The organism is Candidatus Neomarinimicrobiota bacterium (assembly GCA_012964825.1).
In the GTDB taxonomy this organism is placed as follows: Bacteria; Fidelibacterota; Marinisomatia; order Marinisomatales; family S15-B10; genus UBA2125.
In genome coordinates this window covers 23584-38590 of the sequence record DTTI01000076.1, presented here as the reverse complement: position 1 = coordinate 38590, position 15007 = coordinate 23584, and the positions used below count along the sequence as shown (strand labels likewise).

13 protein-coding genes and 1 pseudogene are annotated in these 15007 nt (G+C 48.3%); 13 read left to right on the top strand and 1 reads right to left on the bottom strand.

Annotated features, from left to right (window positions below):
• Positions 1–91 precede the first annotated feature (91 nt).
• The 11 genes and pseudogenes from EYO21_07825 to EYO21_07775 all read left to right on the top strand — a co-directional run bounded on the left by EYO21_07825 (position 92) and on the right by EYO21_07775 (position 10158).
• Positions 92–985, top strand: a complete 894-nt coding sequence (locus EYO21_07825) for an SDR family oxidoreductase (GenBank protein HIB03708.1) — start codon at positions 92–94, stop codon at positions 983–985.
• Positions 982–1698, top strand: coding sequence for a polyprenol monophosphomannose synthase (locus EYO21_07820; GenBank protein HIB03707.1), 717 nt, complete (start codon positions 982–984; stop codon positions 1696–1698). Before EYO21_07825 ends, EYO21_07820 begins: the two co-directional genes overlap by 4 nt.
• 10 nt (positions 1699–1708) lie before the next feature.
• Complete coding sequence (locus EYO21_07815; protein ID HIB03706.1) at positions 1709–3784, top strand: glycosyltransferase; 2076 nt, start codon at positions 1709–1711, stop codon at positions 3782–3784.
• Positions 3785–3788: 4 nt separating this feature from the next.
• Entirely contained in the window at positions 3789–4745 is a 957-nt protein-coding gene (locus tag EYO21_07810) for an acetyl-CoA carboxylase carboxyltransferase subunit alpha (GenBank protein ID HIB03705.1), read from the top strand.
• A complete protein-coding gene (locus tag EYO21_07805) occupies positions 4733–5158 on the top strand; it encodes an acyl-CoA thioesterase (protein ID HIB03704.1) in 426 nt (141 codons plus the stop codon). The genes EYO21_07810 and EYO21_07805 overlap by 13 nt, the downstream gene beginning before the upstream one ends.
• Positions 5151–5867 carry a VUT family protein gene (locus EYO21_07800; protein HIB03703.1) on the top strand — a complete coding sequence of 239 codons (717 nt, stop codon included), beginning with the start codon at positions 5151–5153 and terminating at the stop codon, positions 5865–5867. Before EYO21_07805 ends, EYO21_07800 begins: the two co-directional genes overlap by 8 nt.
• 68 nt (positions 5868–5935) lie before the next feature.
• Positions 5936–7513 (top strand): acyl-CoA carboxylase subunit beta, encoded by a 1578-nt coding sequence (locus EYO21_07795; protein HIB03702.1) that lies wholly within the window; start codon positions 5936–5938, stop codon positions 7511–7513.
• 368 nt (positions 7514–7881) lie between these two features.
• Positions 7882–8613 carry an SDR family NAD(P)-dependent oxidoreductase gene (locus EYO21_07790; protein ID HIB03701.1) on the top strand — a complete coding sequence of 244 codons (732 nt, stop codon included), beginning with the start codon at positions 7882–7884 and terminating at the stop codon, positions 8611–8613.
• A 9-nt stretch (positions 8614–8622) separates the two neighbouring features.
• A pseudogene (locus EYO21_07785) lies at positions 8623–8886 on the top strand (DUF861 domain-containing protein).
• Between the two features lie 265 nt (positions 8887–9151).
• Positions 9152–9343, top strand: a complete 192-nt coding sequence (locus tag EYO21_07780) for a hypothetical protein (protein HIB03700.1) — start codon at positions 9152–9154, stop codon at positions 9341–9343.
• Between the two features lie 44 nt (positions 9344–9387).
• Positions 9388–10158, top strand: a complete 771-nt coding sequence (locus EYO21_07775) for an enoyl-CoA hydratase (protein HIB03699.1) — start codon at positions 9388–9390, stop codon at positions 10156–10158.
• A gap of 3 nt (positions 10159–10161) precedes the next feature.
• Here the strand turns inward: EYO21_07775 and EYO21_07770 are convergent, their stop codons facing one another.
• Complete coding sequence (locus tag EYO21_07770) at positions 10162–12000, bottom strand: hypothetical protein (GenBank protein HIB03698.1); 1839 nt, start codon at positions 11998–12000, stop codon at positions 10162–10164.
• 124 nt (positions 12001–12124) lie between these two features.
• Between EYO21_07770 and EYO21_07765 the strand changes: the two genes are divergently transcribed.
• Together EYO21_07765 and EYO21_07760 are read left to right on the top strand one after the other, a co-directional pair.
• Complete coding sequence (locus EYO21_07765) at positions 12125–12817, top strand: uracil-DNA glycosylase (protein HIB03697.1); 693 nt, start codon at positions 12125–12127, stop codon at positions 12815–12817.
• A complete protein-coding gene (locus EYO21_07760; GenBank protein ID HIB03696.1) occupies positions 12814–14979 on the top strand; it encodes a S9 family peptidase in 2166 nt (721 codons plus the stop codon). Before EYO21_07765 ends, EYO21_07760 begins: the two co-directional genes overlap by 4 nt.
• The last annotated feature ends 28 nt before the right edge of the window (positions 14980–15007 follow it).

The window sequence follows — 15007 nt, the reverse complement described above, 5'->3', positions numbered from 1 at the left end:
GTACGTCATGTTCATTGGAGAGGGTACAGCACCGCCCTAAATTTCAATTTGCATGGATCACTGAGGTCCTGGACGAAATAAAAACACAATTATGTCGAAACGTGTTCTCATAACAGGTGCTTTTGGTCAACTGGGTGAAGCTGTCATCCTCGAGCTTCAACCTCATTTTGAACTTTGTGCCACGGGCCGCGTTCTGCCTGATGACGGTTTTCAGTTCTGTCAATATGGTGTCATGAATGTAACGAATAAGGGTCAGGTCAGGGAATTTCTTCAAAATTTTAACCCTGATGTGGTCGTCCATCTTGCTTCCATAACAGATGTTGATGGCTGTGAATTGAACAAGGAAAAAGCGTGGAATGTGAATGTTGGCGGTACTGAAAATATTCTTAATAGTATGCGTGGCTCCGATACCAAAATGGTGTTTATTTCCACAGACTATGTTTTCGAAGGTACTGACGGACCGTATTCAGAAGAAGATATACCTAAGCCTGTCAATTATTACGGCAAGTCGAAGCTGGCAGCGGAAAACAGTCTCCGGGGCGGAGCACAGCCGTGGGTTATTCTCAGGACCAACGTTCTTTATGGAAACTCTTCCCGGACATCGGCCAGCTTTGTCAATTGGGTCGTTAATTCACTTAAGGAAGAAAAAGAGATTAAAGTTGTGAACGATCAGCGGGGAAATCCCACCTGGACGGCTGGCTTGGCGGAGGCCATCAAGCTTTCCATTATTATGAATATTCAGGAGATTCTCAACTATGGCGGGGCGGAATTCATGACGAGATTTGAGTTCGCACTGAGGATTGCCGAGGTCTTTAATCTTGATCCGCTGCTCATTTCTCCCATTTCAACGTCTGAACTGAATCAGCCGGCTTCGCGGCCACTTAACTCAGGACTCTCCACGGTCAAGATCGAGGAAGTGCTGGGGCTTCGCACCTATGGGGTAGACTATTGTCTTCGGAAGGTGAAGGAAGGTATTGTGGTGTGAAAACACTTATTGTGACACCGACATATAACGAGCGGAAAAACATTCGCGAACTTGTGTCTACATTGTTTGTGCTGAATCCCGATTATCACATTCTCGTTGTTGATGACAGTTCTCCAGATGGTACAGCTGAGATTGTGGAGAAATTGCAGGCCGACTATGACACTCTACACCTATTATCGAGAGATGAGAAAGGTGGTCTTGGATCGGCTTATATTGCCGGATTCAACTATGCCTTGGAGCGTGATTACGAAGCTGTTGTACAGATGGATGCAGATATGTCTCACGATCCTAAAGATGTGCCGTTGCTTATTGAGGCCATTGAGAATGCGGACCTCGCAATCGGTAGCAGGTACATATCAGGTATCAATGTGGTCAATTGGCCCCTACATAGGCTCATTATCAGCTACGGGGCAAACATTTACACACGACTCGTTACAAGACTTCCAGTGAGGGATGCCACCGGCGGGTTCAAATGCTGGCGACGGGAAGCGCTGGAAGGCATTGATCTCAACGGCATTCGCTCTCAGGGTTACTCCTTTCAGATTGAGATGACCTACCGAGCTTGGCTCAAAGGTTTTCGGATTACGGAAATCCCTATTATTTTTGTAGACCGCACCATTGGAGAATCGAAAATGACACGTTCCATCATGTTGGAAGCTGCCGTCATGATTCCACGGTTGCGGATCTGGAAACTGTTCGGATGGCACAAATAGGCATATCCCAATGAATCTCACCGTCTCAGTCATAATTGTCAATTACAACGTGAAGGATTACCTGGCGAACTGCCTCAATTCAATCCAAAACTCGAATTATGGCGGTCATGTTGAAATTATCGTCATAGATAACAGTTCCTACGACGGCTCGGTCGCTATGGTAAGAGAAAGATTTCCTGCGGTCAGGCTCATTGAGCATAATTCGAACATGGGCTTTGCCAACGGGGTCAACAGCGGTCTAAAGGAAGCTACGGGAGATTTCATTCTCCTGCTCAATCCGGACACGGTTATTGAAGAAAAAACCCTTTCGGTACTCACCGATTATATGAACTCCCATCCAGAGGTAGGTATTTGCGGCCCTAAAATCCTGAATGCGGACGGTTCTCTTCAGTTGGCATGCAAGCGGAGCTTTCCGATGCCTTGGGTAGCTCTTCCCAAACTCCTTGGTTTGAGCCGATTATTTCCTAAAGGAAAATGGACAGGGCGCTACAACCTTACTTATCTCGATCCTGGCCAATATCATTCTGTTGAAGCTGTGAGCGGTTCTTTCATGATTATGACAAGAGATGTCTTGGAAACGGTGGGTGAACTGGATGAACGATTTTTCATGTTCGGTGAAGATCTTGATTATTGTTACAGAACTATTCAGGCCGGATATGAAATCCATTATGTGCCGGACACACAGATTATACACTATAAGGGAGAAAGTGTGAAAAGCGCCCCCTACGACAGTGTAGGGTGGTTCTACGAAGCCATGGATCTTTTTGTGAACAAACATTTTTCCAAGACGGCGTCACTTCTTACTAGAATTGTCCTAAAGATAGGCATCACCTCCAGGAAAGTCTCCACGCTGTTATCCTCGTCATTGGCACAGATTCTACCGGTGATCCTGGATGTCTGTATGGTGGGGCTGGCGTTTGTGATCGCGATTCCGGTGCGCTTTGGCTCATTGGCGCCAGCTATTGACGCCTATCTTCCAGTGGTGGCTACATACGCAATTTTCTGGGTAGTAGTGGGTGGACTTTTTCAGACCTACTCCCGGTTTGTTCTTGCCTACAATAGAGCTATGCTCTCATCGATTCTAGGTTTCTTACTCAGTGTTGCTTTCACTTATTTTTTCAAACAGATCGCCTATTCCAGGGCCGTACTGCTGGGGGCTTCTGTTTTGATCACACTTTTTATTCCCGGTTGGCGGCTGGTGGCTCATGTTCTGAAATCCCGCGGCTTCCTCAGAAATGTTATGGTAGGGAATTCACCCATTTTTTCTCGGCCGGCGGTGATCGTTGGTGCCGGAGATGAGGGGATAAGAATTGCTCGACGCATAAGCCGCCGTCCGGATACCGGTATCTATATTGTGGGATTTGCCGATCCTAGACCGAAGGAGGTCAGCACATTAAGTAGCTGGGAAAGTACAACGGCCTCCATGGTGGGTTCCACGGATGATCTGGAGTCAATTGTGCAAGCTCAGGGCGTCAGGGAGCTCATCTTTACCTCAGACCGCCTCGATAATGAGAGTATCGTTGCCATGATGGACAGCACGAAGCACTTGCGGCTCACTTACAAGGTGGTTCCGCGGGAACAGGATATTTTGCTGGGCAAGGCATCTGTGGAGGATGTGAGTGATTTTCCTTTCGTCAGTATCGAGTACACCCTTTATCACCGGCTGAATGTAATCTCCAAACGAATCTTCGATGTCGTCTTTTCCGGAATAATGCTGGTTCTTTTCTCACCATTTTTCCTGGCACTTCTCCTGAGATATTTCCGGTGGGAGAAAAAAGAATTCTGGGGTCGGGAAGGGTCCCGATTCACTGCTTGGATGACACCCGCAAAAAACAGGTTTTTCAGAGAGCTACCGCTGCTTCTTAAAATTCTCTCTGGTGAAATGAGCTTTGTGGGCAGTGCTGTGATTCCAACAGTGGGAGACGTCATACACCTGATCTGCAAGCCGGGACTCACGGGGCTAGATCGCATCCGGAAGCTTCACTTAGACAGTGACGAGCGAGCTATTTATGATCACTACTATGTACAAAACCAATCCATGGCTTTTGACGTGGAGATTCTCATAAGAAGCGTCTTTGCACTCTGAATCGATGGCTGGTTTCTATCTCGATTTTGAAAAACCGATCGTTGATCTCGATCAGAAGATTGATGAGATGATTGAAATGAATTCCAAAGACGGAACTGACCTTTCATCAGAAATTGTTCGCTTGAAAGAAAAGCGGAAAAAGCTTATGAAAAAGGTTTATTCCAACCTGAGTCGGTGGCAGAGGGTTCAGCTGGCGAGATACCCCAAAAGGCCCTACACCCTCGATTATATAGAGCGCCTTTCTCCCGGTTTTGTGGAGCTTCATGGCGACAGGTACTTTGCCGATGATCACGCCGTAGTGACAGGAATTGGTAAGATTGATGATTATCACGTGGTTTATGTGGGTCAGCAGAAGGGAAAGAACACGAAAGAGAACCTCGAGAGAAATTTTGGGATGTCCCGGCCGGAGGGTTACCGGAAAGCTCTCCGGATCATGAAATTGGCAGCAAAGTTCAATAGACCAGTCATATGCCTCATTGATACACCTGGAGCCTACCCCGGTATAGGTGCTGAGGAACGGGGCCAGGCGGAAGCTATTGCGAAAAATCTAATGGAGATGGCAGTCCTTCCAGTTCCCATCCTTGTCATTGTCATCGGTGAAGGTGCTAGCGGTGGTGCACTGGGGATGGGTGTGGGAGACAGGCTTATTATGCTGGAAAACACCTGGTTTTCTGTTATTAGTCCTGAAGGTTGCGCCTCTATCCTGTGGCGTGATGCCAGCAAGGCGGAAATGGCAGCCGACGCCATGAAAGTGACCGCCCAGGACCTTCACGAAATGGGCATATGTGATGAGATCATCCCCGAACCAATGGGAGGCGCACACAAAGATTATGATCTCATGGCACAACGGGTGAAAGATGTACTCAAGAAAGAGCTGGATGAACTGACGCAACTGGAAACCTCAGAACTGATCGACAGGCGAATCACAAAGTATGACCGCATCGGGATATGGGAAGAATGATTTCCATCGATCATAAAGTGAGAGTCATTTACGGCCACACCGACATGATGGGGCGTGTTTACTATGGTCGATTCTTTGAATATTTTGAATCTGCCCGGTCACATTTTCTCAGGGAGCTGGGCTTGCCCTACATGGAGATCGAACAATCAGGTGTCTTCATACCCGTCATTGAAAGTCATTGCGAGTACAGATACCCCGCCACCTATGATGACGTTCTGACGGTGAGGACAATCCTGAAAGAAGCACCCCGAGCGACAATGAAAATTCAATATGAAGTATTACTGGACAAAAATGATGAACTCATAGCCATTGGTCACACGGTCCACTCTTTCATGAACGGGAAAGGAAAACCTGTTCGGCCCCCAAAGGCGTTACTTTCCGTTGTGGAGAAAAAACTAAGAAAAAATGAGTAACGAGCTGATCTTTATCCTGCAGACAGGAGTGGGGCTCACCTTCACGCTGGTTGCGTTTCGAATGGGTCTATCTTGGCTTTACGGATACATCGCCGTTTGTATTGTGCTGGCCAATATTTTTGTGACTAAACAGATCACTCTTTTCGGCATCGCAGCCACGGGTGGGAATGTGGTCTACGGCGCAGTTTTTCTGGCCACCGACCTACTTGCGGAACATTACGGGAAGAAAGAAGCAAGACAGGCGGTATTTATCGGATTCTTTTCTGCTGTTTTTTATACCATCATGTCACAAATGATTTTGTATCTGGAAGCAAGTGCCGACGACTGGGGTGCCGCCGCCGGCATGGCTGATATTTTCACCTCGGCGCCAGCCATTATTCTGGCAAGCATGGTGGCCTATCTTATTTCTCAGTTGCACGACATCTGGGCCTTTCACGCCATCAGGGAAAAAACGGCAGGGAAATTCCTTTGGCTGCGGAACAACGGCAGTACCTGGATCAGTCAGCTTATCGATTCTATAGTCTTCTCTCTGTTGGCGTTTTTGGTGTTTCCAGTACTGATGGGCTCTGAAAATGCCTTACCTGTTAACGTGGTAATGGAGATTGTGATCTCCACCTATATGTTGAAAATTCTTGTGGCGGCAATTGATACACCTTTCATCTATTTCAGTTATTCCGTAAAACCGATGGAAATGGCCGCCTCAGCCTGAAACTGATGCCTATAGTGGGAACCAAAAAATCGAAGTGGCCCAAAGGGGCTGAAAAGAACGAAGCTTATATGACGAAACTCTTGGCGCGGTATCATGAGGAGGAGACAGTCCTGAAACTGGGCGGTGGCAAAAAAAATATCGGAAGCCAGCACAAGAAGGGGCGTAAGACTGTCCGGGAGCGGTTAGAGCTTCTTGTTGACAAGGGTAGTCCTGTTTTGGAGTTGGGTATCTACGCCGGTTGGGAGATGTATGGGGAGGTTGGTTCACCCGCTTCTGCAGGGTTGGTACTGGCCATCGGAAAAGTTTCAGGCCGGGAGTGCGTTATCATTGCCAACGATGCTACGGTGAAAGCAGGGGCTTATTTTGAAGTGACCTTGAAGAAGCACCTTCGAGGCCAGAAGATTGCTCTGGAAAACAACCTACCTGTCATTTATCTCGTGGACTCAGCTGGTGTCTTCCTGCCATTGCAGGAAAAAGTTTTTCCCGATGAAGAGCACTTTGGACGGATATTTTATAACAACGCCCGCCTTTCAGCTTTGGGTGTCCCCCAGATCGCCGTCGTCATGGGCCCCTGTGTGGCTGGTGGCGCATATCTGCCGGTCATGTGTGATAAGTTTGTTATGACGGAGGGTTCCAACATGTTTGTGGCCGGACCGGCACTGGTGAAGGCAGCTATCGGTCAGGAAATTGACAAGGAAACACTTGGCGGCGCAACCACCCACAATGCCATCAGTGGATCAGCCGACTATCATGCTAAGAATGATGAAGATGCCATTGAGATCACACGGCGCCTTGTGAAGAATCTTCCGTACTTGGAAATGGGGAAGTTTAATCGGGCGGAACCGGCAGAGCCTCTTCTGCAGGCTGAGGATCTGAACGCCATCGTCCCCGAGATCGGCGGCCCTTATGACATGGAAGAGATTGTAGCCCGGGTGGTGGACGGCAGTGAGTTCGAACCTTACAAGAGTGAGTACGGGAAAACAGTTCTTTGTGGCAATGCGAGGATCGGCGGTTATTCCGTGGGTATTGTGGCCAATCAGAAAACCATAGTTACTTCCGGTACCGGCGAGATGCAGATGGGGGGTGTTCTGTACAGCGATTCTTCTGACAAAGCGGCGAGGTTTATCATGAACTGCAACCAGGACAAGATTCCCCTCATCTTTCTTCAAGATGTTAACGGTTTCATGGTGGGGAAGAAAGCTGAGTGGGGCGGCATTTTGAAGGATGGGGCGAAGATGGTTCAGGCGGTCTCTAACTCAGTGGTGCCGAAGATCACCTTGATCATAGGCGGGAGTTACGGTGCAGGTTATTACGCCATGAGCGGCCGGGCCTACTCTCCAAGGTTCATGTACCTATGGCCTTCTGCCAGTCTGGCCGTCATGGGCGGCAACCAGGCGGCGGAAACGCTGGTGGAAATTCAGTTCTCCAAGCGGAAGGAAGTGGGTGATGAGGAGCGGAACAAACTCATCAATGAAATCAAGGAACGGTACCGGCGCCAGAGCGATCCACGCTACGCTGCCGCCCGGATGTGGACTGACGCCATCATCAAGCCGGCTGATACCAGGCGCGTCCTAATCCATTCTCTGGAATTATGTGAACATCAGTCAAAAATGCCGGCGCCTATGTTCGGTGTGCTTCAGGTGTGATGCGTGACCATCAGCCTACCACTTAATTTTCAAAACATAAATGTCTGACCTGATCCTCATTCTTATCGGTCAAGGTTTTGGGGTGACTCTGTAAACGCCCCTATCAATCAGCTTTGTGGTGCTATCTTTGAACTGGAGAATCACGTCCCCCCGGACCTTCCTGTGGTTAATTTGTGTTTAAGTAGCAGGGCCACAAACCAATAAAAAGTGGCCCGGTTATCTAAAGAGATAGAACAGGTGGTCACCAACGGCCCACCGGGAATAACCGGTTACACCGCTGGTTACCCCAAACCGCAGAAAATTATGGCCAATTGGCTTAAACTGATTCCAAAGGAAGCTGAGGAAGTTACTGTTAGGGTGGAGTAGGTTTGATTACGGCAGCACTCGATCTTTCTTTATCTGTTGCATTTGTGACAGGGGGCAACCGTGGAATTGGGAAGGCGGTTTGCGAAGGTCTTGCCGAAAAGGGAATCCATGTTATGGTCGGATCACGTAGCACATCGGCTGGAGAGAAGACGGTCAATGCTATACGAAATAAGGGAGGTTCAGCAAAAGTTGTAGAGATCGACATACAATCGGTAGAGAGCGTTAATGCCGCGGCACATAAAATTTCTGAGTCCCATAGCACACTGAACATTCTTGTGAACAATGCTGGAATCCTTGCGAGGGAAGACAGGAAGTCTAGGTTTGGCTTCCTGCCTGAAAAGGTACTTAAAAAAACCATGGATGTAAATCTCTTTGGGCCGTTCAGGGTGTGCCAGGCATTCCTGCCGCTCTTACAGCAAGCAGTTTGGGGTCGAATTGTGAATGTGACGAGTGGGATGGGAAATCTGTCCGATCCCATGACAGGCGGTTATACAGCGTACCGTGTCTCAAAATCCGCCTTGAATGCACTGACGGCCAATCTCGCCGCTGAAGTGGAGAACTCAAATATCCTCGTTAACTGTGTGCATCCCGGGTGGGTCCGCACAAGAATGGGCACCATGATCGCTCCGTTAAGTCCTAAGAAGGGAGCGGATAGTATTATCTACGCCGCTACCCTGCCAAGCGGAGGCCCACACGGCAAGTACATCGTGAAACGTCAAGTCCAACCGTTCTGAAGAGGAAAGATGAAAATTAAAGTGAGAAAGCCGACATCAGAAGAGATCCAAACCTTTGGCGATTACCCGGTCTGGGAGTGTGAACCGTCAGAATTTCCGTGGTCCTACAGTTCCACGGAGCAGTGCCTAGTCATTGAGGGGGAAGTGACTGTTGTTACTGAAGAGTGAGAAATAACTTTCGGCCCTGGCGATCTGGTTACTTTCCCGGCAGGGCTCTCCTGTACTTGGACTGTGGCCAAGGCGGTAAAGAAACACTATACCTTCAAAGATTGATTTGAAAACGTGGGTCAGAACCTTCTGCGGATGGAGGTGGATGTGCTGAAAGAGCTGTTGAAATAGAAAATCAATATTAGCTGATTTCCCGACACGATGTGGCTTTGTTCTGATAGCGCCATACAGTTCGTATCAATTCTTTAAATTACTAGATTTCTTTTCATGTTAAGGCTTTACGAAATTGATTTCCTGGTGAAATGTGTATTTGAATTGATGGTTGCCTCCAATGAAGGTACATTGTGGAAAAGTGAGAAGGACGTAGGTCATGGACCAGAAAGTATATAATCTTACTGTCGCTCTTATTTTCACATTGGTAGCGCTCATACATCTCTATCGGTTTGTGACCGGTACAGAACTGATCATGGCCAGCTATTCGTTGCCGCTAACCGCAAGCCTTGGGGCTTTTATTGTGCTAGGTTTTCTCGCGTTCAGGGGCTTCCAGCTAGCAAAATCATGACCCTTCAGTGCGTCTCCTAGCAGAATCTGGTTAACTTCCCAATCATGTCTATGATTAAATCAAAGCTGGATCAGAGGGGCCTCCTCACTATCTCTCTGGACAATCCCCCCGTTAATGCTCTTTCCCATGCTCTGGTTGATGAACTCAACAAGCTGAGCGACGATATTCAGGATGAGAAAGTGAGAATGGTTGTAATTACAGCTGTCGGAGAAAACTTTTGTGCCGGAGCCGATCTTAAAGAGAGAGAAAAGATGGATGAGCAGGAAGTGGAAACATTCGTTGAATATCTGTCTGACACCTTCCAGAGAATTGCCGAGATTCGGGTACCTACACTGGCAGCCATTAACGGAAACTGTCTAGGTGGGGGCATGGAGCTAGCGCTGGCGTGCGATTTGCGGATCATAGCAGAAAATAGCTTCATTGGAATGAAGGAGACATCCGTAGGCGTCATGCCCGGCGCCGGGGGAACCGTGCGACTTCCTAGACTCATAGGAGAAAGCAAGGCGAAACGGTGGATTTTCACAGCCCAATCATTTACGCCGGAAGAGGCACTGGCAGACGGTGTTGTAGACTGGCTGGTTGAAATAGACGAGCTGGAAGATGTGGTTCAGGAGATTTTCGGTCAGATTACTGCTAATGCACCTCTCGCCATTTATGCGGCTAAAAAGTCAATTAATGAAGGGTTAGATCAGTCAGTTAAACTGGCACTTAAAGTAGAACAAAAAGCTTACAAATCCATTATCGATAGTGAGGACAGGCGAGAGGCTCTGAAGGCTTTCAGTGAAAAGCGACGCCCCAAATGGAAAGGGAAATAGGGATTAGAAGTAGTACTTCCTGTTATCGACAATGTCGGCCTTTTCTCTCAATTCCGTGACCCAGGCTCCGAGAGCTTCATTCTCTCTCTGACTTAGGAGAGATTTCCGTAATACATCTTTTTTCACTTCCCAGTCTACCTCGTCCACATCATTCCGGTATTCTAGTTTCAGGATGACGAACGCCCTGGTTGTTTCCACAGGAGGGAGAATCTGTCCCACATCTGCCACAAGCAGGGCGCCGATAACTGACTCGTGGCGGCCAATTTTCTGAAATGAACTACCCAGATTAGCAGAGACAGGGCCAACAAGTTCAATTTTTTCATTTGAGTCGGCGGCTTTTTCGAAAACCAATGTGTTTTCCGATAACTGACTGTTCAGTTCCTCCGCCAGTGATTTAGCAGCGGCCATCTGTTTATCCGTTCTGAGTGTAGTACGTATCTGGCTTTGGACAGTCCCATACTCTTTGGTCCCTTCGGCGATGACGGAGTCGAGTCGCAAGACGGTGAAAAGTTGATCTGATTCAATGAAGTCGCTTACGGTGCCTAATTCATTTGCGAATGCGAATTTTGCCGGTTCCGGGAAATAGCCGATGGGCGGTATGAAAATCCCCTCTTCTGTGAGAGGCTGCATTTTTCGGAGTTCATAATTGTTTCTTTCCACCGCCAGTTCAAAACCATAATCCTCTACATCAAACAAAAACTGTATGGCCGAATTCCTGATTTTTTCCCGAGTTGTGGGTCCCATATCAATCTTGAGAAGGATATGACTTGCCAGTACTTGCTCTTCTTCATTTTCGACCCGGCGGTCTCTCACCTGAATGACGTGTATACCGAAATCGGTTTCCACGGGTCCAACGATATCGCCAGCTTGGGCGGCAAACGTCGCTTCTTCGAATGGTGCCACCATCTGGCCTTTGCCGAACCACCCCAGGTCACCGTCGCGGCTTGTTCCCTCTGATGTGCGGTTGCCGGGATCTTCAGAGAATTCATTGGCCAGTTCGGCAAAGTCATCGCCAGCCTTCAGGCGAGAGAGAATATCCTGAGCGGTCTCTTTTGCCAGCAGAGTATCTTCTGATGATGGAACCTTATTCCATTCCACATAGCTGAGAACACGCTGCTCGTTCTGATGGAACTTATCAGGATTGAGGAAATAGTAATTTTCCATCTCATCGTCTGTGGGGTTGAATTCAGGCTGGTTGAAGCGGCTTGTCCGGACAATGAGGGCGCTTATGGTGTACTCTACATTCTGCAGTATGTATTCATTACGGACATCGCTCTCGGCGACGTGTACGCTTGCCCGGATCTCGTTGAACAGTTTTTGCCGCGGCAGATTTTGTCTCACAAAGTTCTCGATAGGGCGCCATTCGTCACCCTGGGGGTTCTGAAGAGCCAGTTTGTATTTGGTTTCGTCAAAAATGCCGTCCGTCAAAAAGTCTGGAATGGTCCGGAGATCCTGGGGAGGATTGTTCACCAGTTCATAATAAATCTCCTGGTCTGTCACCCTGATATTACGTTTTTCAATTTCCTGATTGATGAGTGATGTTTCCATGAGTTGATTAAAGATTCGGTCCCGCTCAAAATTGAGGCCGCGTTCATCGAGCTCTATTCCCTGAATACGGGCCTGTTCAAGGCTGTGTTCAATCTGATGGAAGAAAAGGTCTGGAGGTATTGCCTCTCCGTTTACAACGGCTATAGCTCTGGATACATCAACTCTCCCAAAAAGCTGGTTCACGATATCGGCACCGCCTACGAGTCCACCGACGGTCATGCTACCGATGAACAAAATCAGCAGAATCCAAAGGATCACGTGCATTCGCGTCCTCATGGTGTTCATCATACCCATAAAATCAGAATCCTTTTAAATTAACTAGAAAAATGCCGCGAAATATACTGAGATTGCCTACTTTCTCCAACTTGTGTTCGGGTTATGCTTAGCCCGTTTCTTCTTCAATAAGTTAACTATTCAAGTGAGTTTGAGATTTTTTAGGAGCATATCGTCACTCAATAAGGACATTGTTCAGTGTTGTGCCTGTCCCCGTCTGGTGGAATTTCGCCAGGCTGTTGCCCAGAAAAAGAGGAAACAGTTTGAAGCGTGGGACTACTGGGGCAAGCCTGTCCCCGGTTACGGGGAACCCGGCGCATCACTGTTGCTCACAGGCCTGGCGCCGGCGGCCCACGGTGGCAACAGAACGGGTCGAGTTTTCACAGGTGACAAGTCAGCCGATTTTCTTGTCCGCTGCCTTCATGAAGTGGGTATTGCAAATCAGCCCAATTCGGATTCTCTGGATGACGGGCTGGAGCTGATGAATGCTTACATGACGCCTGTGCTGAAATGTGTTCCGCCTCAGGACAAACCGAAGCCAGATGAACTGAAAAACTGTGCTCATTTTCTTTCCAACGAACTGATCCTGTTGAAGAATGTAAATTGCATTCTGGCCTTGGGGAAGATTGCTTTCGACGCCTGCCTGAGGTTTTTCCGCACCCAGTATGATTTTTTAATGAAAGATTACCCATTTGGACATGGGAATGAGTATACTCTTCAGAATGGTATTATTCTTGTTGGCTCTTATCATCCTAGTCCCAGAAATGTGAACACAGGCAGACTTACCCATTCTATGATGATTGAATTGCTTGAGCGGGTGAAGGTGATCATCAGGTGAAAAAAACGGTCATTGTGCTTGCCTTTGCAGCATGTTCTTTTCTCCATGGCGGGAATCGTCTCACACTGGAAGACGTAACGGGAAAATCACCCTTTGAGGTGGCTTCTCTAGGGACAATCGTCTGGCAGCCTGGTGAAGATGCATACACATTTCTGAAGCAATCCAATGGTGTCCGGTCCCTCTACAAGGTCGATCTTTTTGCTGGTGATACCACATTATTTCTGGATGGGGAGCGGTTAAAATTCAGCGGTTCACCTGTTGTGGTGACCAACTACAGTTTCAGCGGTAACGGGCAGCGAATACTGATACAGACTGACCATGAAAAGATCTGGCGGCGATCTCACTGGGGTACCTACTGGATTTACGATACAGAAACAGCAAAAATGACTCCCGTTTCTAGAAATAACAAACGCCTTCGCAACGTCAAATTTTCTCCTGATAGTGAGATGGTGGCTTATGTCCGGGAGGATAACAATCTCTACACTTTCGAAATTGACAGACGTCGGGAGAGGAGATTGACCAGGACGGGCACAGATGTGGTGCTCAACGGTCATTTTGGATGGGTCTACGAGGAAGAATTCTCCAAATATGATGCTTACCGGTGGTCGCCAGATAGCAAGAGCATTGCCTACTGGGAAGAAAACCAGTCACGTGTGGCCGTTTTTACACTAATTAATGAGCTCGAACTATATCCCGTGACCACGGAGATCCGTTATCCTAAAGCTGGGCAGACTAATCCCACCATGAGAATCGGTGTGGTGAAGGCCACCGGCGGAGCAACCCGCTGGATGGACATCGGTGACAACCGTGACATGTACTATCCCAGAATCTACTGGCACTCACCGGAGCGCCTTCTTGTGATGCGCATGAGGCGGCTTCAGAATCGGTGGGACCTCCTCATCTGCAACCCCAAATCTGGCAAGAAAAAACAGGGACTTATGGAGATGGACCAGGATGGCTGGGTGAATGTTCACGACAATTACAGGTTTCTGGAAAAAGATGAGTTGGTCTGGATATCTGAGAGATCGGGCTACCAACATTTGCACCGCCACACGCTGAAGGGTGAAGAGCTGGCCCAGATATCAAGCGGGCAGTGGGAAGCGACTCGAATTGTTCACGTAGACGAGGAGGGGGGTGTCGTCCTTTTCATGGCCAATAAGGCATCCGTGGCTGAAAGTCACCTGTACAGCGTCTCGTTCGATGGAACTGGATTGAAACAGTTGACAACAGAGAAAGGGAATCACAGCGTCCAATTTTCCCCATCGGGGCAGTACTTTGTGGATAGTTTTTCCTCTGTCTCTCAGCCCAGAAAAATTCTTTTAAAAAGACGTGACGGCACTGTGGTCCGTATCATAGAGGAAACAGATAAAAGCCAATTTGACGATTATGACTGGTCGGTTCCCCAGTTCGTCACATTCAAAACTCACGATGGAGCCGCAACACTGGACGGTATTGTCACACTGCCTGTGGGATACAATAAAAGGAAAAAGTATCCAATGATCGTGTACGGTTACGGGATGCCAGGGACACAGATCGTCCGAGATAGGTGGGGCGGGCTATGGAATCAGTTCCTTGCACAAGAAGGGTTTATTGTTTTTTCCATGGATGCCCGCGGTATGAGCGGCCGCGGAGAGACGTTCAAGAATCTCAGCTACGGTGACATGAGCCGTTATCTTGCGAAAGATCATGTTGCTGGTATCGATTACATGGTTCGGGAGTGGGGTGCCGATCCAGACAGAGTCGGTGCGTGGGGCTGGAGTGGTGGCGGCTATTTCACCGGACTCATGCTCACCAAGAACGGCGCACAATTCAAGGCCGGCGTTTCGGTGGCACCGGTCATGGACTTCAGACTTTACGACACTATCTATACCGAGCGATCCATGGGGTTGCCTCAGGATAATGAGGCAGGTTACGATTCCACTTCTGTTTTTTCCTACGTGGATAATCTGCAGGGACATCTTCTGGTCATCCACGCCACGGGCGATGACAATGTTCATTCGCAGAACACCACACAGCTTGTGGAGAAGTTTGTTAACGCCAAACAGCCACTGGAGGTGTTCTATTATCCTAACCGTGCTCACGGCATTAGTGGCGGGAACTCCAGGATACACCTCTATACAAAGATGTTCAACCACCTCCGAGAACATCTCCTGGAAGAGTAATCGAGCTTTTTATTTTTTTCAGATGGGG

Excerpts from the sequence above, each read along its gene's own strand:
- EYO21_07805 (HIB03704.1), top strand. The coding sequence starts at position 4,733 with ATGGGAAGAATGATTTCCATCGATCATAAAGTGAGAGTCATTTACGGC.
- EYO21_07780 (HIB03700.1), top strand. The coding sequence starts at position 9,152 with ATGGACCAGAAAGTATATAATCTTACTGTCGCTCTTATTTTCACATTG.
- EYO21_07795 (HIB03702.1), top strand. The coding sequence starts at position 5,936 with ATGACGAAACTCTTGGCGCGGTATCATGAGGAGGAGACAGTCCTGAAA.
- EYO21_07825 (HIB03708.1), top strand. The coding sequence starts at position 92 with ATGTCGAAACGTGTTCTCATAACAGGTGCTTTTGGTCAACTGGGTGAA.
- EYO21_07800 (HIB03703.1), top strand. The coding sequence starts at position 5,151 with ATGAGTAACGAGCTGATCTTTATCCTGCAGACAGGAGTGGGGCTCACC.
- EYO21_07810 (HIB03705.1), top strand. The coding sequence starts at position 3,789 with ATGGCTGGTTTCTATCTCGATTTTGAAAAACCGATCGTTGATCTCGAT.
- EYO21_07775 (HIB03699.1), top strand. The coding sequence starts at position 9,388 with ATGTCTATGATTAAATCAAAGCTGGATCAGAGGGGCCTCCTCACTATC.
- EYO21_07770 (HIB03698.1), bottom strand. The coding sequence starts at position 12,000 with ATGGGTATGATGAACACCATGAGGACGCGAATGCACGTGATCCTTTGG.
- EYO21_07815 (HIB03706.1), top strand. The coding sequence starts at position 1,709 with ATGAATCTCACCGTCTCAGTCATAATTGTCAATTACAACGTGAAGGAT.